Below are 21814 nucleotides of genomic sequence, written 5' to 3'. Positions count from 1 at the left end.
GCCCGCATGCATTCCAAAATCGTCCACGCACACACTGATGCGCCGCCTGCTGCTGCTATGCTGCGCCGCTGCATGCATCCCGTTGACTACCGCCATCGCTCCGTGCTCCTAGTGCGCCGCCAGGCCGGCCACGTGGCCTGGTTCATCGTGGTGGGAAGCTGTGCAGCCGCCGTCCACTGGACTGTTGCCACGGCCAGCGTGGCCTATGCCGGGCTGCCCCCGCTGCGGGCAAACGTCATGGGGTGGCTGGTCGCCCTTGCGGTGTCGTTTGCCGGTCACCATTTGCTGAGTTTTCGCGGGCACGGCAATCGCCTGGGCCAGGCGGCTGCCCGATTTTTCCTCATTTCCGCCGGTGGCTTTGCCGTCAACGAAACCGCATACGCACTGCTGCTGCGCTGGTCCGGCCTGCGATACGACCTCTTGCTGGCCCTGGTGCTCGCTGGCGTCGCCGGCCTGACCTACGTGCTCAGCCGCCATTGGGCATTCCTGCGCAATCCGCAGCACTGAGCCCATCCGCGGACTGCACGCGCCACAGCGACCTGCCCTGGACGCTGTACACCTCCTGGGCACGGGCAAGCACAGGGTAACGCTCCCGCACCGACGTCCTGGCCATCACCCAGCTGACGGGGGCGCAAGCGAGCGCCGCAGGCAGTTGCGCGGGGCGCAGCAAAACGCGCCGGGCCATGGAGTCATCAAACCTCGCGGCGTCGGCGAGCTCCTTTCGCCAGTCGTCACGCAAGCGCTCCCCGGGCGCGCGCCAGTCGGCAACGACGCGCACGGGCTCCCCAAGGTGCGCATAGAACGGCACGTCATAGAAATAATCTTCCAGCATGTACACGGGCTGGCCCTGGACATGCTGCGCCCCCAGCGCCAGGCCGAACAGCCGCGTCGTGTGCCGCCCATCGTGGGCGATGGCCAGTACCACCGCCAAGCCCAGCAGGCCGCTGACCGCCACACTGGCGCGCCAGAGATGGCAGCGCCAGCGGGTCGTCACGAGCACCTGGCTGGCATCGGCCATCCACCAGGCCAGCGGCGGGACCGCAGGCAGGATATAGCCGACGAGCTTGGATTTCGGGAGGGAAAAGAAGCCCACCACGGCCACCACCGCCAGCACCATGAGCCAACGCACTGCAGCATGGGGCTCGGTCTGGCCCGCGGTGCCGGTGCGCCGAAGGGCCGCGCCCCCCCAAAACAAGCATGGCATGCTGCAGACGGCCACGAGAACGGGGTAGAACCACAGCGGCATGGCATTGTTGAACCCCCCGCCCGCATAGCGCTGGAAATGCTGGACCAAAAAAAAATAGTGCCCGAAATCCGCAAACCGGGACTGCATAGCGACAAACCATGGCGCGGCCACCAGCAGCAGCACGAGCATGCCCGCAAGCGACACCAGGGCCCAGGCAGTGGCCCAGCGCCGGCGCACCGCCAGCCACAAGCCCAGGACCAGCGCGGGAATCACCAGGCCGATCAGCCCCTTGGCCAGCAGCCCCATGCCCGCGAGCGCGTAACCCAGGAGCAAGGCCCCGCGGTGGTCTTGGTGCGCCTCCAGGCGCAGCGCGGCATGCGCCAGTGCCAGCACCGTGGCAGTGATGCAGCCCGCGACCAGCATGTCGAGGTTGGCGAACTGAGCGCCCACGAAAAAAAGCGGCTGCGCCAGCAGGACCCACAGCACGCGCCGCGCCAACGGCCGCCCGCACCAATGCCGCGTAAACACATACAGCGACAGGGCGCCCAGAGTAGCGCCCAGCAGCGCGGGCACACGCCCGGCGATTTCCACGGAACCCGCCAGCGCCAGCGCGGCCCCAGCAAGCCAATAGAACAGGGGAGGCTTGTGAAAAAACGGCAGCCCATTGAGGGTGGGCGTCAACCAATCTCCCGAGCGCAGCATTTCCCAGGCCACCCCCACGTACCGCCCTTCATCAGGCGTCATCAAGGGGCGCATCCATGCCGTGCAGGCCAGCCAGGCCAGTACCAGCAGCAGCACCTTCAGGGTATCGCGGCCCTCCTCCCGGCCCTGGGTTCCGGTGGTCATCCGTGCTCCGGCAGCCCCCGGCCCATTTGCCGCTTGACGACGTACAGCGGACGGCGCTTGACCTCCTCATAGATGCGGCCGACATATTCGCCCACGACCCCCAGCGACACCAGTTGGATGCCCGCGATCAGCATCAGGCTCACGACGATGGTCGTCCAGCCGCTCACGTCGTGGCCGTACAGGAGGTAGTCCACCGACAGGTACGCGCCGTACGCAAAGGCCACCATGGCCAGCAGGAACCCCACGGCGATCAGGGCGCGCAACGGCCATACGGTGAACGCCGTCAGCCCATCAAGGGCCAGCCCTATGAGCCGCAGCTTGCCGTAGTGGCTCTGCCCATGCGCCCGCACATCGGGGAGGTAGGGCACCGCCACCGCTTCGAAACCCACCCAGGCATACAACCCCTTGAGGAAGCGGCTGCGTTCGGGAAACTGGCGCAGCGCTGCCACGACGCTGCGGTCCATGAGCCGGAAATCCCCCGCACCCGGCGGCACCTTGAAGCGGCGGCCACCGTTGAGCATGCCATAGAACAGGCGCGTTCCCAGTTGCTTGAACCGGCCTTCGTCCTCACGGTCCGCGCGCACGGCGTACACCATGTCCGCGCCGCTGCGCCAATGGCGTACGAAAACATCCAGCAATCCGAGCGGATGCTGCAGGTCGGCGTCCATGAGTACCACCACATCGCCCGCGGCGGCCTCCAGGCCTGCGGTCAGTGCCGCCTCCTTGCCGAAATTGCGCGCCAGCTGCACCACCCGCACGCCGGGCTCCTGCAGCCACAACGGCCATTGCTCCGCCGTGCCGTCGGTACTGCCGTCGTCGACCAGCACAATTTCCCACTGCGGCGCCAGGGTCGCGAGCCTGGCCCGCAGCAACGGGAGCAGGACGTCCAGGTTCTCTTTTTCGTTGAAGCACGGCAGGACGCACGACATCGAGTGCAGCACCCTCCCATGGCCGGCGCCTTCCAGCACGGACGACAGCGGTGGGCAGGATGGCGATTCGGGGGTCAGGGAGGAGGTCACAGCAATACTCCCGCTGCCGATCACGAGGCAGTCTTCCCCGCGAGTATTCCGCACCTTGCCTTAGCGGAGCCTTAGATGCAAGGGCTGCACCGGAAACTACCGCGGCACGGCAGACGAAACTGCAAGGAAATGGCTGATGTCAGTCGGCCCACCCAACGGGCCGCCACAGGCCAATGGCCTGATCCTGCACGGCCTGCAACGCCGCTGGCGGCACTTGCTGCGGCGCCAGTTCGGCCAGGGGGCGCAGGACGAAGGCGCGCTCAAACATGCGGGGGTGGGGCACGGTGAGGTCGGGGGTGGCGATGTGCTGGTCGCCGTAGAGCAGCAGGTCCAGGTCCAGCGTGCGGGGGGCGTTGCGGTAGGGGCGTTCGCGCCCGGCAGCCTGCTCCAGGGCCTGCAGGACGGCCAGCAGGGCGTGGGGGGCGAGGGTGGTGGCGATTTCGGCCACGGCGTTGACGTAGTCGGGGCCGCCGGCATCCACCGGCGCGCTGCGGTACAGGGAGGAGGTGCGCAGCAGGCGAATGCCCGGGGTGTGCGCCAGGGCCCGCACGGCCTGGCGCAGGGCGGCGGCGGGGTCGCCCAGGTTGGCGCCCAGGCCGACCCAGGCCTGCACGGCGGGGGCCGGTGCGCCCGCCTGCGGCGCAGGGTGCGTGCTCACGCGTCTGCGGCAGGGGCGCTGCCACCTGCGGCGCCGCCGGGTTTGCGGCGCCGGCGGCGGCGTTTCTTGGGGGCGCTGCCTTCGCTGGGCGAGGCGGTGTCGGGGGCGTGTTCGTCACCGCCCTCCTCCAGCGCCAGGCCGCGCGGGTCGGCGGCCTGGGTGCGCGGCGGCACGCGGTGCACGGTGCCCTGGGCCTGGCGGCTGCGGGCTTTTTGCTCCTCGCGCGCCTGCTCCAGGAGGTCGTAGCGCTCGTCCTCGTCGGCGGTGCTGAACTTTTGCCACCAGTCGGCCAGGGCTTCGTCCACCTCGCCCACGTCGGCGCGCAGGCGCATGAAGTCAAAGCCCGCACGGAAACGCAGTTGCGCCACCATGCTTTCGGGGATGCGGCCCACGCGCTTTTCAAAGCGGGGCTGCATGACCCAGATTTCGCGCATGTCGGCGGCCAGCTTGCCGCGGCCCGAGACGTCGCCGATGCGCTGGTTGAAGACCTCGTCGATGGCGTCCTGCAGCGCGGGGAAGGCGTGCGCGCGCGCATCCAGGCGGCGCTGCCAGCCTTCGCGCACGTCCTGCCAGAGTACGCAGGCAAGCAGGAAGCTGGGCGCCACGCGCTTGCCTTCGGCCAAGCGGCGGTCGGTGTCCTGCAGGGCGGCGTGCACCAGGGGGGTGTCGGCGCGCTCGACCACTAGGTCCAGCAGCGGGTAGATGCCGCGCTGCAGGCCCAGCTTGCGCAATTGCTCCACGGTGGCCAGCGCGTGGCCGGTCTGCAGCAGCTTGAGCATTTCGTCGAACATGCGGCTTTGCGGCACCTCCTGCAGCAGGTGCTGCGACTGCGCCAGGGGCGCGGCGGTCTTGGGGTCCAGGGTGAAGCCCAGGGGGCTGAGCTTGGCCGCAAAACGCACGGCGCGGATGATGCGCACGGGGTCTTCGCGGTAGCGCTGGGCGGGGTCGCCGATCATGCGCAGCAGTTTCTTCTTCGCGTCCTGGATGCCCTTGTGGTAGTCCACCACGATCTGGGCCTCGGGGTCGTAGTACATGGCGTTGACGGTGAAGTCGCGCCGCGTGGCGTCTTCATCCTGCGGGCCCCAGACGTTGTCGCGCAGCACGCGGCCGCTGGCGTCCACGGCGTGCTGCATGCCGGCCAGTTGCGCCTTGCTGGTCTTCTCGTTGCCCCCCACCTGTTCGGCGGCCACGTTATCGAGGTAGGCGCGGAAGGTGGAGACTTCGATCACCTCGTGCTCGCGCCCGCGCCCGTGCACCACGTGCACGATGCGAAAGCGCTTGCCGATGATGAAGGCGCGGCGAAAGAGCTGCTTGACCTGCTCGGGCGTGGCATTGGTGGCCACGTCGAAGTCCTTGGGGCGCAGGCCCAGCAGCAGGTCGCGCACGGCGCCGCCGACGACGTAGGCCTCGTAGCCCGCCTGCTTGAGGGTGTGCACCACCTCCACGGCGCGGCGGTCCACCAGCGCGGGGTCGATGCCATGCACGCTGGCCGGCACCTCCACGCGCTTGCCGAAATGGGGCTTGCCGCCGTTGCCGCCCTTGGAGGCCTTGCCCAGCAGTTTGTCGATGAAGGTCTTGATCATGGGTGTGCAGAAAACAGGTCGAGGATGCGCCAGCCCCGCGCCTGCGCCAGGGCGCGCAGGCGCGGGTCGGGGTTGGTGGCCACGGGGTGGTCCACTTTCTCCAGCAGGGGCACGTCGTTCATGGAGTCGCTGTAAAAAGTGCTTTCCACATCGGCCCAGCGCAGGCCACGCCCGGCCAGCCATTCTTCCATGCGCCGCAACTTGCCTTCGCGCATGGTGGGAGTGCCTTCAATGTCGCCGGTATACCAGCCGCTGGCGTCCACGGACAGGCCCATGGCCACCAGCTCCGGCACGCCCAGCGCCTGCGCGATGGGGCGCGTGACGAACTCATTGGTGGCCGTGACGATGAGCACCGTGTCGCCCGCCTGCTGGTGCTGGCGCACGAGCTGCAGCGCCTCGGGGCGGATGGCGGGGTGGATCACCTCGCGCATGAAGCGCGCGTGCGCGGCGTGCGCCTGCTCGGGGCCGCGCTCGCGCAGGGCCGCGGTGGCAAAGCGCACGTAGTCGTGCACGTCCAGCGTGCCGGCCTGGTAGTGGGCGTAGAACTCGTCGTTGCGGCGCGCGAAGTCCACCGGGTCGGTCCAGCCGATGCGGATGGTGAACTCGCCCCACTCGTAGTCGGAGTCGAGCGGCAGCAGGGTGTGGTCCAGGTCGAACAGGGTCAGCCGGGGGCGATGGGTCGGGGTATCAGTCATTCATTCTGGGGGTGCGATGGGCCACCGGCGCGGCGCAAGGGGGTGTTCTTCATTCTTCCTCAAGCATGGCCTTGAGCAGCGGAATGGTGACGGCACGCTGCGCGCGCAGAGCGTAGGCGTCGAGCCGCTCAAGCAGTTGCATGAGGCTGCCCAGGTCGCGCGAGAAGCGGTTGAGCATGTAGTCCATCACCTCGTCGGACAGGAAGATGCCGCGCGCGTCGGCCTGCTGGCGCAGCACGGCGCGGCGGGCGGTTTCGTCCAGCACCTGGAGCTGGAACACATGGCCCCAGCCCAGCCGGGTGCGCAGGTCGTCGCGCAGCGGCAGGTCGGCCGGGGGCAGGCTGCCCGCGGCCAGCACCCAGCGCGGCGCGCCGCCGCCCGGGCTGGTGGCGTTGACGAACCAGTTGAACGCCAGGGCCTGCTGTTCCGTGGAGTACAGGTGCACGTCGTCCATGAGCACGGCGGCCCAGCGCTCGTCGAACTCGGGCCGCCCATACACACCGGGGTCGAGCCAGCCCACGCTGGCCCCCTGCTCGCGCAGCGCGGCGCCCACGGCCTGCAGCAGATGCGACTTGCCGCTGCCCTGCGCTCCCCACAGGTAGGTGGGCACGGGCGCGCGCGTGGCCTGGCTGCTGCCCGCGCCGGCCCACAGGCGCAGATGCTGCAGCGCGGCCTCGTTCGGGCCGGCGAAGAAGCTGGCCAGCGACGGGGCCGTGGCCAGGCCGATGTCCAAGGCCAGTTGCTTCATGGACGGCCTCGGGAGACCCGCGGAGTCGAGGGGGCGGATGAGCGACGAAACAACGGCATCACGTGTGGGTTGGAAGGGCCTGCCCGCCACAGGCGGCGGCAGCGGCGGCGGTCCGGGTCAGGCGGCGCGGGCACCGGGCCCGCGCGGGCCTGGGCAGCGATGGGCAGATTTTAGTCGTTCCGGGGGCCGCGCGCCCCGGGGCTGCGGGGTGCAGGCCCCCTCCCGCATAGAATCCGGGGTTTCGCGGCCGCCGCATGTGCCGCCTCCCTGCACCACGAGACCCATGAGCACTTCTGCCACCCCTCCCATTTCCTACAAGGACGCTGGCGTCGACATCGACGCGGGCGACGCGCTGGTCGATCGCATCAAGCCCCTGGCCAAGAAGACGATGCGCGAAGGCGTGCTGGCGGGCATCGGCGGCTTTGGCGCCCTGTTCGAGGTGCCCAAGCGCTACCGCGAGCCCGTGCTCGTTTCCGGCACCGATGGCGTGGGCACCAAGCTCAAGCTGGCCTTCGAGTGGAACATGCACGACACCGTGGGCATCGACCTCGTGGCCATGAGCGTGAACGACGTGCTGGTGCAAGGCGCCGAGCCGCTGTTCTTCCTCGACTATTTCGCCTGCGGCAAGCTCGACGTGGACACCGCCGCCGCCGTGGTGGGCGGCATCGCCCGGGGCTGCGAGCTCTCGGGCTGCGCGCTGATCGGTGGCGAGACGGCCGAGATGCCCGGCATGTACCCCGCGGGCGAATACGACCTGGCCGGCTTTTGCGTCGGCGCTGTCGAGAAGTCCAAGATCCTCACCGGCCGCGAGGTGCAGGCGGGCGATGTGGTGCTCGGCCTGGCCTCCAGCGGCGTGCACAGCAATGGTTTTTCGCTGGTGCGCAAATGCATCGAGCGCGCCGGCGCCCAGCACCCCGCCACGCTGGACGGCAAGCCCTTCCGCCAGGCCATCATGGAGCCCACGCGCCTGTACGTGAAAAACGTGCTCGCTGCGCTGGCGCAGCACCCGCATACGCAGGATGGCGCCGGCGGCATCAAGGCCCTGGCCCACATCACGGGCGGCGGCCTGCTGGAGAACATCCCGCGCGTGCTGCCCGAAGGCCTGGCCGCGCACCTGCGCAAAGGCAGTTGGCCCCAGAGCGAACTTTTCGCCTGGCTGCAGCAGACCGCGGGCATCGACGACACCGAGATGAACCGCACGTTCAACAACGGCATCGGCATGGTCGTCGTCGTGGCGGCTGCGGCCGCCGAGGCCACGGCCGCCACGCTGCGCGCCGCGGGTGAGTCGGTCTACACCCTGGGCACCATTGCCGCGCGTGGCACGGGCGCGGCCGTGGTGGTGGCCTGACAGCGCCGCGCGCGCCATGGCGCCGTCCCGCGCACCCGCCACCGCCCCGGTCCCGCCGCACGTGCTGGCGGCCAGCTACCTGCTGATGGCAGCCACGCTGCTGCTGGTACTCTGGCGCGGCCTGCTGCCCGGCCTGCTGTGCGTGTGCCTGGGCTATATGCTCACGCTCGCCTGGACGGGCTGGCTCGCGCGCCTGCGCCCCGGCCCGACCCCGGCCCAGCCCCCGCGGGCGGCGCAGGTCGCCGCGGCGGCGCTGGTCATGCTGGTGCCGCTGTGTGCGCTTGCCGCGGGCCTGACGCAGTCGCGCAGCCTCGTTGTCGAGGCGCCGCAGCAGTACCGCGAGCTGCTCGAATACATGGCCAAGACGGTGCGCGAGCTGCGCCTGAAGCTGCCACCCGACTTTCCCCTGCAGTTGCCCGACGGCACGGCCGGCGTGCAGCGCGTGCTGGCCAACTACCTCGGCGCCAAGGCTGGCGACCTCGCCACCACGGGCCGCGCCTGGCTCGCCGGGCTGCTGTTTGCCTATGTGGGTCTGGTCATCGGCACCCTGGCAGCGGTGCGCACAGCGGGCGCATCGTCCGGCCCGCTGACACGCGCCCTCGCCCAGCGCATCACGCTGTTTGGCGAGGCGTTCCGCCAGATCGTCGCCGCGCAGTTCTGGATTGCGGCCTTCAATACCCTGCTCACGGCGCTGTTCCTGCTGTTCGTGCTGCCCTACTGGGGGCTGCAGCTGCCGTATACGCCGCTGCTCATCAGCTTCACCTTCGTCGCCGGGCTGGTGCCCATCGTGGGCAATCTGGTGTGCAACGCCGTCATGACCATCGTGGGCCTGTCGGTCTCGCCGCTGGCCGCCGCCGCCTGCCTGGGCTTTCTGATCCTGATCCACAAGGCAGAGTACGTGATCAACGCCAAGGTGGTCGGCCGCCGCACGCAAATGGGCGTGTGGGAGCTGCTGGCCGTGATGTTCGTGGCCGAGGCGCTGTTCGGCCCCGCCGGTCTCGTGGCCGCGCCGCTGTACTACGCCTACACCAAGAAAGAACTGGCCGCCGCGCGCCTGGTGTGAAGAGCCCGAGTGACTCGCCAATGCCATGGCGATGGGCTATGCTGCGGCTTGGCGCTGCCTGCCAGCGCCACCTTACAAACAACCATTGCCATAGCAAGGAATCGCACACATGACCATCCTCGTCGCCTACGTGCCCCGCCCCGAAGGCCGGGCCGCACTGGACAAGGGCATTGAAATCGCCAAGCGCCGCCAGGAGCGGCTGCTGGTCGTGAACGCCGGCCCCGGCGGCACACAGGAAGACCCCTCGCTCGCCCTGGGCAGCGAGGTCGAGCAGCTCGAGACCATGCTCCAGAACCAGGGCATCATGGGTGATTTCAAGCAGTTCGTGCGCGGCCGCAGTGCCGTGGAGGAAATCAACGAACTGGTGGAGACGCAGGACATCTCCGTCCTCGTCATCGGCCTGCGCAAGCGCACCGCCGTCGGCAAGCTGCTGCTGGGCAGCGTCGCTCAGGAGCTGCTGATGACCGTCTCCTGCCCGGTGCTGTGCGTCAAGTCCCAGAGCTGAACGCTACCACTACCATAGCATGTCGCGCTTGATCCATAAGGGCTACACGGCTATTTCATCCAAAAATCACAGCAAGCCGCGGATGCGCTCGGCGATGCGGGCGGCATCCGGCGCGTCCGGCCGCTGCGCCAGGTAGGCACGCAAATCCTCCACGGCCTGCGCCGCATGCCCGCAGGCGGCATGCGCCAGGCCGCGGTCGCGCCGCGGCTCCCCGTCCTGCGGCAGCAGGATGACGAGCCGCTCCAGCACGGCCAGGGCGCGTGGCCAGTCTTCCTGCATGCGGTGCACCTGCAAGAGGTTGCGCAGCATGCGCGCCACAGTCTCGCGTGGCGTGGCGGCCTGCAGGTAGGGGTGGAGGGCCGCGCCCTCGGCGTCCAGCACCATGGCCTGCTGCGGGCCGGGCGCGAGCAACTCGATCAGATCCTCGCGCGCGAGCGACCGCCCGGTGAGCGGATCGAGAAGCACCTGCCCCTGAGCCAGCAGCGCCCTGACCAGGAAATGCCCCGGGAACGCCACGCCCTGCACCTTCAGGCCCACCCCCTGCGCCAGCTCCAGCCACAGCACCGCCAGGCTGACGGGAATGCCGCGGCGCGTGCGCAGCACGTCGTTGAGGTAGCTGTTCTCGGGCGCGTGGTAGTGGTTCACATTCCCGGCAAAGCCCAGGGTGCCGAAGAAGAACTGGTTGAGCACGCGCAGGCGCTGCACGGCGGGCGCATCGGCTGCCACGCGCCGCCGCAGACGCCAGAGCAGATGGTCCATTTCGCCCAGCACCTGCTGCACGTCAAGCTGCGGGTACTCGTCCTGGGCAATGCTGGCGGCCGCTTCCAGGAGCGGAAAGCCCGCGTCCCCCTGCACGAGTGCGGCAAAGTACTCCAGCGGGGTCGGTACGGACAGACGCAGCGGCATGGCCCAGCCTCCCGTGCACACCGGCTCAGCGCCGCAGCAGGCTGCGCAGCCGCAGCCCACCCACGCGCAGCACTGCGAAATACAGGAGCGCCGCCGCCGCGATCAGCAGCGCCAGCAGACCGGCACGCTGCAGGCTGTGCGCGCGCATCTGCTCCCAGGCGAAATGGTCCGAGCCCCACAGCAGCAGCACACCCATCAGACAGCTGGCCGCCGCCACCTGCAGGCCGAACAGGGCCCAGCCCGGCGCGGGCGCGTAGGTGCCGCGGCGCAGCAGGCCCCACAGCAGCCACAGCGCATTCACCAGGGCACCGAGCCCGATGGACAGTGCCAGCCCCGCATGCGCCAGCCGCGGCACCAGCGCCAGGTTGAGCAATTGCGTGACCACCAGCACCACCACGGCGATCTTGACCGGCGTGCGGATGTCCTGGCTGGCGTAGTAGCCCGGCGCCAGCACCTTGATGGCCACCAGCCCCAGCAGGCCGGCCCCATAGCCCGCCAGGGCCACGGCGATCTGCCCGACATCGGCGTCGGTGAGCCGGCCGTGGTGGAACAGCGTGGCCACCAGCGGGCGCGCAAAGGTCAGCAACGCCACGGCGCAGGGCACGGCCAGCAGCACCACCATGCGCAGGCCCCAGTCGAGCATGGCCGAGTAGCGCGCGGCATCGCCCGCCGCGCGGGCCGACGCCAGTTGCGGCGTGAGCACCACCCCCAGCGCCACGCCCAGCAGCGCTGTCGGGAATTCCATCAGCCGGTCGGCATAGAACAGCCAGGTCACACTGCCCGGCGCAAGGTAGGAGGCGATCTGGGTGTTGATCATCAGCGAGAGCTGCGCCACCCCCACGCCGAGCAGCGCGGGCGCCATGAGCGCGAGGATGCGGCGCACCTCTGTCGTCTGCCAGGCCGCACGCGCCGCCCCCCACGCCAGGCTGATGTGCGGCAGCAGGCCCAGCCGGCGCAATGCCAGCCACTGGGCGGCCAGTTGCAGCACGCCGCCGGCCACCACCCCGCCGGCCATGGCATAGATCGACTCGATGCCACGCACCGCCAGCAGCGGGGCACCCCACCACGCCGCGGCGATCATGCAGACATTGAGCAGCACCGGCGTGGCGGCCGGAACGGCAAAGCGCTTCCAGGTATTGAGCACCCCCGCCGCCAGCGCCACCAGGGACATGAAGCCGATGTACGGAAACATCCAGCGCGTCATGACCACGGCGGCATCAAAGCTGTCCGGGTCCTGCCGCAGGCCGCTGGCCAGCAGCCACACCAGCAGCGGCGCGCCCAGCACGCCCAGCACGCAGGTCAGTGCCAGCGCCCAGGCCAGCGCCGTGGCCACGCTGTGAATCAGCCGGTGCGTCGCCTCCTCCCCCTGCTGCGCCCTGGTGGCGGCCAGCACCGGCACGAAGGCCTGACTGAACGCCCCTTCGGCGAACAGGCGCCTGAACAGATTGGGGATGCGAAAGGCCACGTTGAAGGCATCGGTAAGCGCATTGGCGCCAAAGACCGAGGCCATGAGCAGGTCGCGGATCAGACCGGTCACGCGGGAAGCCAGCGTCAGCAGCGAGACCGTGGAAGCAGCTTTGAACAGAGTCACGGCGCACAGTGTATGCGCTCTGCCAAGCCCACATGGGCTATAATGCTCGGCTTTGCTGGCAACATCCACAGACACAAGGAACCCATATCATGGCATCTGGTAAGCCCAAGAAAAAGAACCCCCGCCTGGCATCCGGCCGCAAACGCGCCCGCCAGAACATCAAACTCAACGCAGCGAACTCCTCGCTGCGCTCCAAGTACCGTACGGCCGTCAAGAACGTCGAGAAGGCCGTCCTGGCCGGCGACAAGTCCAAGGCGACCGAACTGTTCGCCAAGATGCAATCGGTGGTGGATACCATCGCCGACAAGGGCATCTTCCACAAGAACAAGGCCTCGCGCGACAAGAGCCGCCTGTCCGCCAAGGTGAAAGCCCTGGCCGCGGCCGCCTGACCCTCTCAGGTCCACAGCCCGGGCGGCCCTGCCGCCCGCCGTTTGTAACGGGTGCGCTGCCAGCAAAGACAACGAAGCGCCCTCCGGGGCGCTTTTTTGTTGCCCCGGCCCGGCACGCCTGTTGGACAATACCGCCATGACCCACACCACCCTCAACGTCGATCCCGCCGAACTGGCCAAGTTTTCCGATCTGGCGCACCGCTGGTGGGATCCGCACAGCGAGTTCCGCCCCCTGCACGAAATCAACCCCCTGCGGCTGGACTGGATCCACAGCCTGGTGCCCCTGCCAGGCCAGCGCGTGCTTGACGTGGGCTGCGGCGGCGGCATTCTGGCCGATGCCATGGCACGCAAGGGTGCCGAGGTGCTGGGCATCGACCTGGCAGAGAAGTCCCTGCGCGTGGCCCAACTGCACGCCCTGGAGGCGCAAACGCCGCGCGTGCACTACCGCGAGGTGAGCGCCGAAGCCCTGGCGGAGGAACAACCGGGCAGTTTCGACGTCGTCACCTGCATGGAAATGCTGGAACACGTCCCCGACCCCGGCTCCGTGGTGCGCGCCTGCGCCCAGCTCGTCAAGCCCGGTGGCTGGGTGTTCTTCTCCACCCTCAACCGCAATCCCAAGGCCTTTCTGCTGGCCATCGTCGGCGCCGAGTACGTGCTCAACATGCTGCCGCGCGGCACGCACGAATACGCACGGTTCATCCGCCCCAGCGAGCTCGCCGCCCATTGCCGCAGCGCCGGCCTGGACCTGCAGCATTCCCGCGGGTTGCAGTACAACCCCCTCACGCGCCGCTACTGGCTCAGCGGCGACACCAGCGTGAACTACCTGCAGGCCACCCGCCGGAGCGCCTGAGCATGTTCCATGGCATTCGCGCCGTCCTCTTCGATCTGGACGGCACGCTGATCGACAGCGCCCCCGACCTGGGCGCCGCCGCGGACAAGATGCGCACCGATCGCGGCCTGCCATCGCTGCCGCTCGCGCACTACCGCCCCCTGGCCGGCGCCGGCGCCCGGGGCATGCTGACCTGCGCATTCGGCATAGGGCCTGAAGACCCTGAATTCCCGGCACTGCGCGAAGAATTCTTCTCCAATTACCAAGCCTGCATGACCCAGCGCACACGCATCTTTGACGGTGTGGAGGAGCTGGTCAGCCGCCTGCACCAGCAAGGCCTGGCCTGGGGCGTGGTCACCAACAAGTCGCGCCGCTTCACCGAGCCCCTGACCCAGGGCATGCCCCTGTTCGCCAGCGCCGGCACTGTAGTGAGCGGGGACAGCACCCCGCACGCCAAACCCCACCCTGCACCGCTGCTGGCGGCGGCCGCACAACTCGGCCTGCCTCCGGAGCACTGCATCTACGTGGGCGACGACGAGCGCGACATCATCGCGGGCCGCGCTGCGGCCATGGGCACCGTCGCCGCCACCTATGGCTACCTGGGCCAGGCGGCCGACACCCGGCAATGGGGCGCACACGCCGCCATTCATTTTCCCCTCGCCCTCTTGCAATTGCTGCATCTGTCCTAAAATAGCGTGTCTAGGGGCTGTCCTGGTTTCGACGTGGGTTCGGAATCGGCGCGGTGCATGTCGAGCTTGAGTGACGCTCGTAAATCTCCATTCACAAAAGTAACTGCAAACGACGAACGTTTCGCACTCGCCGCTTAATCCGGTGAGCCTTGCAACAGCACGCTGATGGGCTGGGCAAGGGGGTAGCAATACCTCCCGGCTGCAAGGGAATTCACATCAGCTGGCTCCCTGCCGGGCACCTTGGCAGGAAGCGAGATCCAAGGGTGCTGGCTGGCGGTATAGCGTGTGTCTGCGCGATACCGGTGGCGAGATCCAAATCAGAACACTAAACATGTAGATCTGCCCGAAGAAGGCTTGCGGACGCGGGTTCAATTCCCGCCAGCTCCACCACTATTCAAAAAACCAACCACTCTCGGTTGGTTTTTTTTTGCCCGTTTCCCCCAGTGCTGGCGCGGGTTCGGTCCTCGCTGCGACGGACGCCGCTGCCCCGGACAACCCGGCTTCGGGCCGTTTTCCGTTCTCTGTTCCCGCCCATTCTCTGTTTCTGCGAAGGACGACTCCGCGCCTGAGCCAGCAATGACACGGGTTTCCGGCTCCTTGTTCGTCAGGAATACCGCCTTCACGCGGGCGACCCGGCCCTGGAACGGGCTACCCGTTCACGATGGGCCGAACGTCCCAGGTGATCGGCGACTCGGGTCGGTAGCCCACTACCTCGCCACGCTTGATGCTGTTGTCCAGGTGTTCTGCCAGCGGTTTGTCGTACTTCGCAATTTGCTTGATGGCACGGTCAACGGCGTTGCGGAAGGCGTCCCGGACGTTCTTCCGCTTGTCCCCGGCCTTGCGTTGCCGCCCTCCGAGGCCTTTGCCGCCTTCCATTGCCTTGGTCAGGAAAGCCATTTCCTCCTCGATCTCCTCAATGCGTGCGTGGTCACCGGCATCGCGCGCCTCCTCAATCTCGCCCAGCAGCTCGCGGGCTCGCTGCTGCCATTCGCGGAGGGCCTGCCTGTCTGCGACGTCTCCCGCGTCACCAAGAGGAACGCCTTGGGTCACCTGGAAGCCTTCCTCAATATCCTCCGGTGCCACCCCGGTGTTGGCAGGTAGATCAATGGCGTTGGCCGCGCTTCCAACAGCAATCTCATAGACCGATGTCTCCCGATCCGGGAACGCCAGCAGCAGGTTGATGTACTCGGCCCCCTTGTCTACGCCCTGGATCAGGATGGTGTGTCGTCCCCGACCTTGAAACCGAGCCTCCCAGACACCACCGCGCTTTCGGAAGATGTTGTCTGGCAGCTTCTCGGCCGAGACCACGGCGGGCATCGAGACAACCGAACCGGACTCATAGGCCGTCCGAAGCAGGCAGTCGCCTGGGAGCGTGCGTTCACGAATCTCCTTGCTGTAGCGACTGAGCAGATCGTCCAATGCCCCCATCACCTCGTTGGCATGCCGCTTGTACAGATCGAACACCCGCTGTGCAGCCTGCCCAGCTTTGTCGTAGTTCAGATACTTGAAGACCCGGCCCACGTCGGGGTAGCTGGTGACGAACTGCGCCACGTCCGTGAGACCTTTCACCTGATTGGCTCGCTCCAGATAGGCTGCCGCCATGATCTTGTCCACGTTCTTCTTCTGATCTTGGGCATCGCGGCTCTGGGTGAACACGTCGAACTTGTAGTGTTCGGCCGGGTCGTGCTGGTCAGCCTTGGCGGCGAGAACAGCAAATCGGCGGTCGATGCATTGCGAACAGCCTCCGCAGTGCGTGTGCTGGTTCGTCATCTCCCAGGTATGGGTGCAGGTCATCGAATGCTTGATCAGGTCGTGGCAACCAGCGTCCGTGATGACCTTGACGACGTCCGCCTTCGTTTTCCAGATGTAGAGGTTCTCGACTGCGAAGGGCTCACCTGCCACCAATGAAAGCAGGTCTTGGAAGCCTTTCATCACTCTCGGGTGCGTTGTCCTTGTGGCACGGCCACCGACCACCTGAGCGCACACAGGAAGGTTCAGGCTGATGACGCCGTTCTCGTAAAAGCGGACGCTCTTGAGATTGAGCATCCGAGCAATCGTCGCGCCGATGGAGACGTACAGGAACGACCGGCTGCGCTGGGTGTACTCGTGGTTCAGTTCTTTGGTCTTGTGGACGCGAACGGTAATGCGGTGCGGTACGTTGTCGCCTGCTTTCGCGGCCAGCATCTCTTCGAGTACGCGGTGTCGCTTGTTGAGCTTGGAGGTCGACTTGTGGGTGACCAAGAGCACGCGCCGCTTCTGGTTCACAACCTCATCGATGGCACCGGCCAGGGAATCCAGTCCCCCGGAAAACATGACCACCTGCTCCGGCATCCCGTACATCTGCTGGGTGTCATTGAACTCGAGGTATTCCTGGAACTGGTGATCCTGGTCGAGTTTGACGAAGTCGAACTCGTACTGATCGTCGGACAGAAACCCGAGCGTCGAGCACAGCGTCTCCTGTACCTCCGCGCTGTTCCAGAAATCGGGATTGCGCACCGGAACCACGAAATGCAGGTCGCGCCGCCAGCCGTCACCGAAGCTATCGACATCGTCCGCGCCGCGTCTGACCACCTGATCGGCGCTGTAGACGTAGGTGGCGATCTCAAGCAGGTCGTGGAACAGCGGCGGCACACCACGAAACATTTTGGTGTGGACGTCTTCGATCCGCAGGGTGATGTTGCCGTGCCCGGCCTTGCCAGAGAGCCGCAGCCGCAGATCGCGCGAGGGGTCTTCGCTGATGCCTTTGGCGGATGCGTTGCCGCACAGAACGTATCGTTTACTTTGCATCGCTGCGCGCCCCCGCTTTCAACTCGTCCTTCATCTTTTTCAGCGCGTAGCCTGCGAATCCGTCCGACGACTTTCTGGAAATGTCACCGCCCTCATGAAACCGGTGCTTTGAGAACCACTCACTTGAAAACTTCTCGACGATGGATGCCCGCTGCCGCAAGGTGCTGGTGGATATCTGGCTTCTTGGCGGCAATGGCCATCTGGGTCATAAGCCAGACGGCTTCGGTGTAGCCAACATCGTCCATGACGAAGGAGAAGGCCTTTTCGGCCGCCGTGATGGTGGCATTGGCAATTTGGGAGACGTCAGCACCGGCGGCGATCAGTTCGACGACCTCCTTCCACGCCTTCGTTCTTGGCAGTACCCCGAGCCGAACATGCCCCATCCAGGATTCCCCTCTATGAAATCAAAGCATCGCGGTCAGGCACCTTGGCTTTCCTCGACGCAGGCACCAACCCGCCAGGCAAACGAAGGAGTGAGAGACCATGAAGATCATCCGCAGCCGGGAGTTCCGGGCCGACCGTGCATGGGGTGCACTGGACATCGCGTCCATGAATGGCATCACCACACGCCTGCACTGGACCGACCAACCCTACCGCTGGCACGTCAACGATGGCGAAGAGGTGTTCGCCGTGCTCGACGGACAAGTCGAAATGCGCTACCGGCAGGACGGCGAGGAGCATCGCACGCTGCTGGGCCCGGGCGATGTGTTCTTCGCCGGTGTCGGCTGCGAGCACGTCGCGCATCCGCTGGGCGAGGCGCGCATTCTGGTGATTGAGAAAGAAGGCTCCGTGTGACAGCCTCTCGGCCCTGCGCAAGGTTCTGTCGCCCCTGCTACGGATAGAATCACGCGGTCATTGGGGAGTAGCCGCTCTTCTTCGCGAAGAGGCTTACGTCAACACACTTGACCCGCAGGTCATGGCGTAAGCGGTTTCCGAGCTTGGCAAGACCTTTGACCACAGCGCCTCCGTTCTTGGCCGGGGATGCGCTGTGGTCAACCGTCTTTGCACCGGCCTTGGACAATACTGATGGAATCTCTCCTCGTCTCCGCGGGGGTGGTCGCCCTTGCAGAAATCGGCGACAAGACCCAACTTCTGGCCTTCCTCCTCGCTGCCCGCTTCAAGAAGCCGATACCAATCGTTCTTGGCATTCTGGTGGCGACCATCGTCAATCACGGCCTTGCAGGCGCCCTCGGCGCCTGGATCACGGCCACGCTCAGCTCCGAGGTCCTGCGCTGGGTCCTGGGCATTTCCTTCCTCGGCATGGCGATCTGGACCATAGTGCCGGACAAGATCGAGGAAGAGGAAATCCAGGTCGCCAAGCGGTTCGGCGTCTTCGGGGCCACGGTGATCACCTTCTTTCTTGCCGAAATGGGCGACAAGACGCAGATCGCCACCGTCGCCATGGCGGCCCACTACGCCGCCCCGTTGATGGTGGTCATCGGCACCACGCTCGGGATGCTGCTGGCCGATGTTCCGGCCGTTTTCGTCGGTGACAAGCTGGGCAACAAGATCCCAATGAAGCTGGTGCATTCGGTGGCTGCTGCAGTCTTTGCACTGCTGGGCATAGCCACTTTGCTCGGCGCGGGCTCCCAGTTCGGGCTCTAGCCTCCCTGGCGCACAGATTCCATCGATGCGGTGGCTGCCCGTCGATGGTGTCCGCCCGGCATTTTGAATACCATACCCCCCTATCTTATTTTTTGCACCGCCATGAGCCACACCATCCGGGAAAAGTCCAGGCTAGTGGCCCGGGTGCGCCGTATCCGGGGCCAGGTGGAAGCCCTGGAGCGTGCCCTCGAAGCCGAAAAGGGCTGCGCCGAGATTCTTCACCAGATCGCCGCAGCCCGCGGGGCCATCAACGGATTGATGGCTGAGGTGCTGGAGGAGCACATCCGCACGCACATCGCCGACCCTGCCATCACCAGCGCCGCAGAGCGCACCCAGGGCGCCGACGAGCTGATCGCCGTTCTGCGCGCCTACGTCAAGTAAGGGACCGGGCCATGCATGCCGAAGACCTTTCCGCCTGTGCCATTTTCCTGCTGGGCGTGGCAGTGATGGTGCTGGTGGGCTCGGTGGAGCGGATTCTTGCACCGCAGCCCATCCAGTACCAGGAGGCCATCGCCATTGCCATCCTCGGTCTGGTGGTCAACGTGGTGTGTGCGCTGATCCTGGGCAGGGCGCAGCACCACGGGCACGGACCTGGACATGATCACGGGCACAGTCACGACGGACATCACCACGACCACCACCATGATCTCAACCTGAAATCAGCCTATGTGCACGTGATCGCCGATGCCGCCACGTCGGTGCTGGCCATCGCGGCACTGTGTGGCGGCTGGATTTTCGGCTGGGCGTGGCTGGACCCCTTGATGGGCATCGTTGGCGCGGTGCTCGTCGCCGTCTGGGCCAAGGGCCTGATGGCCAATACGGGCAAGGTACTGCTGGACCGCGAGATGGATCACCCGGTGGTCGATGAAATCTGCGCAGCCGTGGAAACCGGGGCGGGCGCCGGCGACACGCGGATCACCGACCTGCACGTCTGGCGCATGGGCAAGCAGGTCTATTCCTGCGCCATGACGGTGGTCACCCGCGCCCCATCGCTCATCCCGAAGCTGGTGCGCGAGCGTCTGTCCGTGCACGAGGAAATCGTCCACTCGACCCTTGAAATCCACCACCGCCCGCATGCCGGCGCCCAAAGGCCGGGAGCTGCAGCATGAGAACCATTGCGCTGTACCTCGTCACGGCCCTGGCAGAAATCATCGGCTGCTACCTGCCCTGGCTCTGGCTCAAGCACAACGGCTCCGCATGGTGGCTCGTGCCTGCCGCAGCCAGCCTGGCCGCATTCGCCTGGCTGCTGACCTTGCACGACAGCGCCTCCGGCCGGGTGTACGCGGCCTATGGCGGGGTTTATATTGGCGTAGCCATCCTGTGGCTGTGGGCCGTGGATGGCATCCGCCCATCCGGTTGGGATGTGGCGGGAGTCGCCGTGGCGCTGGCGGGCATGGGCATCATTGCCTTCCAGCCCCGCTAAGTCCTTCAGCAAGTTTGCCTCCATGCCCAGCCCAACGCCCGAGACGAAGTCCGGCACGCCGCTCCCAACGGCCCAAATCCCCGCCGGAATCTGGATTCTGGGATGCGTCAGCATGCTGATGGACATCTCGTCCGAGATGATTCACAGCCTGCTGCCCTTGTTCATGGTCGGCGCCCTGGGCGCCAGCGCGCTCGTGGTGGGCTTGATCGAAGGGCTGGCCGAAGCGACGGCACTGGTCGTGAAGGTGTTCTCGGGCGCGATCAGCGACTACCTGGGCCGGCGCAAGGGCCTGGCCGTGTTCGGCTACGCCCTGGGCGCATTGACCAAGCCCTTGTTCGCCATCGCACCGACGACCGGCATCGTGCTCACCGCGCGCCTGCTCGATCGCGTGGGCAAGGGTGTGCGCGGCGCCCCGCGTGATGCCCTGGTGGCCGACATCACGCCGCCCGAACTGCGCGGCGCCGCCTTTGGCCTGCGGCAGGCGCTGGACACGGTGGGCGCATTCCTCGGGCCGTTGCTGGCCGTGGGCCTGATGCTGCTGTGGGCCAATGACTTCCGCGCCGTCTTCTGGGTGGCCGTGGTGCCAGGACTGCTCGCCGTGGCCCTGCTGCTGTTTGGCATCCGCGAGCCCGAGCGCCCCGCCAGCGGCAAGCGCACCAACCCGATTCGCCGGGACAACCTGCGGCGCCTGGGCAACGACTACTGGTGGGTGGTAGGCGTGGGCGCGGTCTTCACGCTGGCGCGGTTCAGCGAGGCCTTTCTGGTCTTGCGCGCCCAGCAGGGCGGGATTGCCGTCGCGCTGGTGCCGCTGGTGATGGTAGCCATGAACGCCGTCTACGCGGCGTCCGCCTACCCGTTCGGAAAGCTGTCCGACCGCATAAGCCACAAGACGCTGCTGGCCTGGGGCCTGGTGGTGTTGATGGCCGCCGATATCGTCCTGGCGGTGGATGACCACTGGACCACCGTGCTGGCCGGTGTGGCACTGTGGGGCATTCACATGGGCATGACGCAAGGCCTGCTGGCAACCATGGTGGCCGCCACGGCACCGGCCGACCTGCGGGGCACGGCGTATGGATTTTTCAATCTGGTGAGCGGTGTGGCCCTGCTGCTCGCCAGCACCGTGGCGGGCCTGCTGTGGGACCGATATGGCGCGGCGTGGACCTTTTATGCGGGCGCTGCATTCAGCGCCCTGGCCTTGCTCGGATTGGCCCGGAAAACCTGAACCGCCGCCCTGCCCTCAACGCGGCTTGCGCGGGCGCAGGCCCATGGCTTCCTTGTGCTTGTTGACGCGGTCCTGCTTGCGCTTGTCGACTTTTTCCATCTCCTTGCGCTTGGTGTAGCCCGTGGCATCGGCCCAAGCCCACCACAGCAGCGTCAGCCCGAACGGGATGAGCACGACCCACCAGGACCACTGCGCCATGGGTCCGATTTCAAGGTACTTCAGCAGCGCCAGAAGAATGCCAAGGCCAAGCAGGTACATGATTTGCCTCAAATAAGAAAGTGTTGCCAAGGATATTTGTCAACGACTTTCACTACAATGACATTATCGACAATGTAACCCAACCCAAGGAGTACCACGATGAAGCGTTCCCTGATCGTCCTCGCAATGGCGGTATCTGTTGCAGCTCCGGCCATGGCTGACGAAGCGCTGGCCAAGTCCAAGAACTGCATGTCCTGCCATGCCATCGACAAGAAACTGGTCGGCCCCGCCTACAAGGAAGTGGCCAAGAAATACGCTGGCCAGAAGGACGCCGCCGCCACTCTGGTGACGCACGTCATGAAGGGCAGCAAGGGCGTGTGGGGCCCGGTTCCCATGCCCGCCAACCCCCAGGTGAACGACGCCGAAGCCAAGAAGCTCGTGGACTGGGTGCTGTCCCTCAAGTAAGCCCTGCCTCTTCCTGCCCTGGGGCAGGAACCGCGAGACCGCCGCCCTCCTTCGGGAAT

At 66.7% G+C, this 21814-nt stretch carries 24 protein-coding genes, 1 other RNA gene, 1 pseudogene and 1 riboswitch; of the genes and pseudogenes, 15 read left to right on the top strand and 11 right to left on the bottom strand.

Annotated elements, in window-relative coordinates; genetic code table 11:
• Positions 1-6 precede the first annotated feature (6 nt).
• On the top strand, positions 7-507 hold the full coding sequence (locus CGR01S_RS10750) for a GtrA family protein (protein ID WP_369345551.1): 501 nt from the start codon (positions 7-9) through the stop codon (positions 505-507).
• Here CGR01S_RS10750 and CGR01S_RS10745 read toward each other — a convergent pair.
• The 6 genes from CGR01S_RS10745 to hda all read right to left on the bottom strand — a co-directional run bounded on the left by CGR01S_RS10745 (position 467) and on the right by hda (position 6735).
• Entirely contained in the window at positions 467-2032 is a 1566-nt protein-coding gene (locus CGR01S_RS10745; RefSeq protein WP_042426542.1) for an ArnT family glycosyltransferase, read from the bottom strand. The genes CGR01S_RS10750 and CGR01S_RS10745 overlap by 41 nt on opposite strands.
• Positions 2029-2961, bottom strand: coding sequence for a glycosyltransferase family 2 protein (locus tag CGR01S_RS10740; protein WP_042426539.1), 933 nt, complete (start codon positions 2959-2961; stop codon positions 2029-2031). The genes CGR01S_RS10745 and CGR01S_RS10740 overlap by 4 nt, the downstream gene beginning before the upstream one ends.
• 229 nt (positions 2962-3190) lie before the next feature.
• On the bottom strand, positions 3191-3709 hold the full coding sequence (gene folK / locus CGR01S_RS10735; protein WP_042426536.1) for a 2-amino-4-hydroxy-6-hydroxymethyldihydropteridine diphosphokinase: 519 nt from the start codon (positions 3707-3709) through the stop codon (positions 3191-3193).
• The gene (gene pcnB, locus CGR01S_RS10730) at positions 3706-5292 is read right to left on the bottom strand and encodes a polynucleotide adenylyltransferase PcnB (RefSeq protein ID WP_042426534.1); all 1587 of its coding nucleotides are present in this window, start codon (positions 5290-5292) and stop codon (positions 3706-3708) included. Before pcnB ends, folK begins: the two co-directional genes overlap by 4 nt.
• Entirely contained in the window at positions 5289-5987 is a 699-nt protein-coding gene (locus tag CGR01S_RS10725) for a histidinol-phosphatase (protein ID WP_042426531.1), read from the bottom strand. The genes pcnB and CGR01S_RS10725 overlap by 4 nt, the downstream gene beginning before the upstream one ends.
• A gap of 49 nt (positions 5988-6036) precedes the next feature.
• Positions 6037-6735, bottom strand: a complete 699-nt coding sequence (gene hda, locus CGR01S_RS10720) for a DnaA regulatory inactivator Hda (RefSeq protein WP_042426528.1) — start codon at positions 6733-6735, stop codon at positions 6037-6039.
• A gap of 283 nt (positions 6736-7018) precedes the next feature.
• On the opposite strand from hda, the gene purM reads away from it, so the two are divergent.
• The 3 genes from purM to CGR01S_RS10705 all read left to right on the top strand — a co-directional run bounded on the left by purM (position 7019) and on the right by CGR01S_RS10705 (position 9651).
• Positions 7019-8083, top strand: coding sequence for a phosphoribosylformylglycinamidine cyclo-ligase (gene purM, locus CGR01S_RS10715; RefSeq protein ID WP_042426525.1), 1065 nt, complete (start codon positions 7019-7021; stop codon positions 8081-8083).
• 16 nt (positions 8084-8099) lie between these two features.
• Positions 8100-9146, top strand: coding sequence for an AI-2E family transporter (locus CGR01S_RS10710; RefSeq protein WP_042426851.1), 1047 nt, complete (start codon positions 8100-8102; stop codon positions 9144-9146).
• A 109-nt stretch (positions 9147-9255) separates the two neighbouring features.
• The gene (locus CGR01S_RS10705) at positions 9256-9651 is read left to right on the top strand and encodes a universal stress protein (protein WP_042426522.1); all 396 of its coding nucleotides are present in this window, start codon (positions 9256-9258) and stop codon (positions 9649-9651) included.
• A gap of 66 nt (positions 9652-9717) precedes the next feature.
• On the opposite strand, the gene CGR01S_RS10700 is transcribed toward CGR01S_RS10705, so the two are convergent.
• Together CGR01S_RS10700 and murJ are read right to left on the bottom strand one after the other, a co-directional pair.
• A complete protein-coding gene (locus CGR01S_RS10700) occupies positions 9718-10557 on the bottom strand; it encodes a SirB1 family protein (protein WP_042426848.1) in 840 nt (279 codons plus the stop codon).
• Between the two features lie 25 nt (positions 10558-10582).
• Positions 10583-12148 (bottom strand): murein biosynthesis integral membrane protein MurJ, encoded by a 1566-nt coding sequence (gene murJ, locus CGR01S_RS10695; RefSeq protein ID WP_042426519.1) that lies wholly within the window; start codon positions 12146-12148, stop codon positions 10583-10585.
• An 89-nt stretch (positions 12149-12237) separates the two neighbouring features.
• Between murJ and rpsT the strand changes: the two genes are divergently transcribed.
• The 4 genes from rpsT to ssrA all read left to right on the top strand — a co-directional run bounded on the left by rpsT (position 12238) and on the right by ssrA (position 14445).
• Entirely contained in the window at positions 12238-12537 is a 300-nt protein-coding gene (gene rpsT, locus CGR01S_RS10690) for a 30S ribosomal protein S20 (protein ID WP_042426516.1), read from the top strand.
• A 136-nt stretch (positions 12538-12673) separates the two neighbouring features.
• Positions 12674-13387: a bifunctional 2-polyprenyl-6-hydroxyphenol methylase/3-demethylubiquinol 3-O-methyltransferase UbiG gene (gene ubiG, locus CGR01S_RS10685; protein WP_042426845.1), complete on the top strand. Its 714-nt coding sequence runs from the start codon at positions 12674-12676 to the stop codon at positions 13385-13387.
• A 2-nt stretch (positions 13388-13389) separates the two neighbouring features.
• Positions 13390-14055 carry an HAD-IA family hydrolase gene (locus CGR01S_RS10680; RefSeq protein ID WP_042426513.1) on the top strand — a complete coding sequence of 222 codons (666 nt, stop codon included), beginning with the start codon at positions 13390-13392 and terminating at the stop codon, positions 14053-14055.
• Between the two features lie 13 nt (positions 14056-14068).
• Positions 14069-14445: a transfer-messenger RNA gene (ssrA, locus tag CGR01S_RS16460) on the top strand.
• A 258-nt stretch (positions 14446-14703) separates the two neighbouring features.
• On the opposite strand, the gene CGR01S_RS10675 is transcribed toward ssrA, so the two are convergent.
• Positions 14704-16842, bottom strand: coding sequence for a 7-cyano-7-deazaguanine synthase (locus tag CGR01S_RS10675; protein ID WP_042426510.1), 2139 nt, complete (start codon positions 16840-16842; stop codon positions 14704-14706).
• A 119-nt stretch (positions 16843-16961) separates the two neighbouring features.
• The gene (locus CGR01S_RS10670) at positions 16962-17225 is read right to left on the bottom strand and encodes a hypothetical protein (protein WP_042426507.1); all 264 of its coding nucleotides are present in this window, start codon (positions 17223-17225) and stop codon (positions 16962-16964) included.
• Positions 17226-17325: 100 nt separating this feature from the next.
• On the opposite strand from CGR01S_RS10670, the gene CGR01S_RS10665 reads away from it, so the two are divergent.
• The 6 genes and pseudogenes from CGR01S_RS10665 to CGR01S_RS10640 all read left to right on the top strand — a co-directional run bounded on the left by CGR01S_RS10665 (position 17326) and on the right by CGR01S_RS10640 (position 21092).
• On the top strand, positions 17326-17637 hold the full coding sequence (locus tag CGR01S_RS10665; protein WP_042426503.1) for a cupin domain-containing protein: 312 nt from the start codon (positions 17326-17328) through the stop codon (positions 17635-17637).
• A 50-nt stretch (positions 17638-17687) separates the two neighbouring features.
• Positions 17688-17864: riboswitch (yybP-ykoY riboswitch) on the top strand.
• Between the two features lie 4 nt (positions 17865-17868).
• Complete coding sequence (locus tag CGR01S_RS10660) at positions 17869-18447, top strand: TMEM165/GDT1 family protein (protein ID WP_042426500.1); 579 nt, start codon at positions 17869-17871, stop codon at positions 18445-18447.
• A 102-nt stretch (positions 18448-18549) separates the two neighbouring features.
• Positions 18550-18828: a metal/formaldehyde-sensitive transcriptional repressor gene (locus CGR01S_RS10655; RefSeq protein ID WP_042426495.1), complete on the top strand. Its 279-nt coding sequence runs from the start codon at positions 18550-18552 to the stop codon at positions 18826-18828.
• A 32-nt stretch (positions 18829-18860) separates the two neighbouring features.
• Positions 18861-19556 (top strand): annotated as a pseudogene (locus CGR01S_RS10650) (cation diffusion facilitator family transporter); the annotation flags it as partial.
• A complete protein-coding gene (locus tag CGR01S_RS10645; RefSeq protein ID WP_042426492.1) occupies positions 19553-19870 on the top strand; it encodes a YnfA family protein in 318 nt (105 codons plus the stop codon). The pseudogene CGR01S_RS10650 and the gene CGR01S_RS10645, both read left to right, overlap by 4 nt.
• Before the next feature lie 22 nt (positions 19871-19892).
• Positions 19893-21092 (top strand): MFS transporter, encoded by a 1200-nt coding sequence (locus CGR01S_RS10640; RefSeq protein WP_042426489.1) that lies wholly within the window; start codon positions 19893-19895, stop codon positions 21090-21092.
• Between the two features lie 15 nt (positions 21093-21107).
• On the opposite strand, the gene CGR01S_RS10635 is transcribed toward CGR01S_RS10640, so the two are convergent.
• The gene (locus CGR01S_RS10635; protein ID WP_042426486.1) at positions 21108-21350 is read right to left on the bottom strand and encodes a TIGR04438 family Trp-rich protein; all 243 of its coding nucleotides are present in this window, start codon (positions 21348-21350) and stop codon (positions 21108-21110) included.
• A gap of 99 nt (positions 21351-21449) precedes the next feature.
• On the opposite strand from CGR01S_RS10635, the gene CGR01S_RS10630 reads away from it, so the two are divergent.
• Positions 21450-21755, top strand: coding sequence for a c-type cytochrome (locus CGR01S_RS10630; protein WP_042426483.1), 306 nt, complete (start codon positions 21450-21452; stop codon positions 21753-21755).
• Positions 21756-21814 lie beyond the last annotated feature (59 nt).

Origin of the sequence: Comamonas granuli NBRC 101663 (assembly GCF_000739995.1) — a bacterium.
Lineage (GTDB): Bacteria > Pseudomonadota > Gammaproteobacteria > Burkholderiales > Burkholderiaceae_C > Simplicispira > Simplicispira granuli.
Note: the sequence above shows the minus strand (reverse complement) of the source record. Positions and strands in the feature narration are given on the sequence as shown.

Excerpts from the sequence above, each read along its gene's own strand:
- CGR01S_RS10750 (WP_369345551.1), top strand. The coding sequence starts at position 7 with ATGCATTCCAAAATCGTCCACGCACACACTGATGCGCCGCCTGCTGCT.
- CGR01S_RS10745 (WP_042426542.1), bottom strand. The coding sequence starts at position 2,032 with ATGACCACCGGAACCCAGGGCCGGGAGGAGGGCCGCGATACCCTGAAG.
- CGR01S_RS10740 (WP_042426539.1), bottom strand. The coding sequence starts at position 2,961 with ATGTCGTGCGTCCTGCCGTGCTTCAACGAAAAAGAGAACCTGGACGTC.
- pcnB (WP_042426534.1), bottom strand. The coding sequence starts at position 5,292 with ATGATCAAGACCTTCATCGACAAACTGCTGGGCAAGGCCTCCAAGGGC.
- CGR01S_RS10725 (WP_042426531.1), bottom strand. The coding sequence starts at position 5,987 with ATGACTGATACCCCGACCCATCGCCCCCGGCTGACCCTGTTCGACCTG.
- hda (WP_042426528.1), bottom strand. The coding sequence starts at position 6,735 with ATGAAGCAACTGGCCTTGGACATCGGCCTGGCCACGGCCCCGTCGCTG.
- purM (WP_042426525.1), top strand. The coding sequence starts at position 7,019 with ATGAGCACTTCTGCCACCCCTCCCATTTCCTACAAGGACGCTGGCGTC.
- CGR01S_RS10710 (WP_042426851.1), top strand. The coding sequence starts at position 8,100 with ATGGCGCCGTCCCGCGCACCCGCCACCGCCCCGGTCCCGCCGCACGTG.
- CGR01S_RS10705 (WP_042426522.1), top strand. The coding sequence starts at position 9,256 with ATGACCATCCTCGTCGCCTACGTGCCCCGCCCCGAAGGCCGGGCCGCA.
- CGR01S_RS10700 (WP_042426848.1), bottom strand. The coding sequence starts at position 10,557 with ATGCCGCTGCGTCTGTCCGTACCGACCCCGCTGGAGTACTTTGCCGCA.
- rpsT (WP_042426516.1), top strand. The coding sequence starts at position 12,238 with ATGGCATCTGGTAAGCCCAAGAAAAAGAACCCCCGCCTGGCATCCGGC.
- ubiG (WP_042426845.1), top strand. The coding sequence starts at position 12,674 with ATGACCCACACCACCCTCAACGTCGATCCCGCCGAACTGGCCAAGTTT.
- CGR01S_RS10680 (WP_042426513.1), top strand. The coding sequence starts at position 13,390 with ATGTTCCATGGCATTCGCGCCGTCCTCTTCGATCTGGACGGCACGCTG.
- CGR01S_RS10675 (WP_042426510.1), bottom strand. The coding sequence starts at position 16,842 with ATGCAAAGTAAACGATACGTTCTGTGCGGCAACGCATCCGCCAAAGGC.
- CGR01S_RS10670 (WP_042426507.1), bottom strand. The coding sequence starts at position 17,225 with ATGGGGCATGTTCGGCTCGGGGTACTGCCAAGAACGAAGGCGTGGAAG.
- CGR01S_RS10665 (WP_042426503.1), top strand. The coding sequence starts at position 17,326 with ATGAAGATCATCCGCAGCCGGGAGTTCCGGGCCGACCGTGCATGGGGT.
- CGR01S_RS10660 (WP_042426500.1), top strand. The coding sequence starts at position 17,869 with ATGGAATCTCTCCTCGTCTCCGCGGGGGTGGTCGCCCTTGCAGAAATC.
- CGR01S_RS10655 (WP_042426495.1), top strand. The coding sequence starts at position 18,550 with ATGAGCCACACCATCCGGGAAAAGTCCAGGCTAGTGGCCCGGGTGCGC.
- CGR01S_RS10645 (WP_042426492.1), top strand. The coding sequence starts at position 19,553 with ATGAGAACCATTGCGCTGTACCTCGTCACGGCCCTGGCAGAAATCATC.
- CGR01S_RS10640 (WP_042426489.1), top strand. The coding sequence starts at position 19,893 with ATGCCCAGCCCAACGCCCGAGACGAAGTCCGGCACGCCGCTCCCAACG.
- CGR01S_RS10635 (WP_042426486.1), bottom strand. The coding sequence starts at position 21,350 with ATGTACCTGCTTGGCCTTGGCATTCTTCTGGCGCTGCTGAAGTACCTT.
- CGR01S_RS10630 (WP_042426483.1), top strand. The coding sequence starts at position 21,450 with ATGAAGCGTTCCCTGATCGTCCTCGCAATGGCGGTATCTGTTGCAGCT.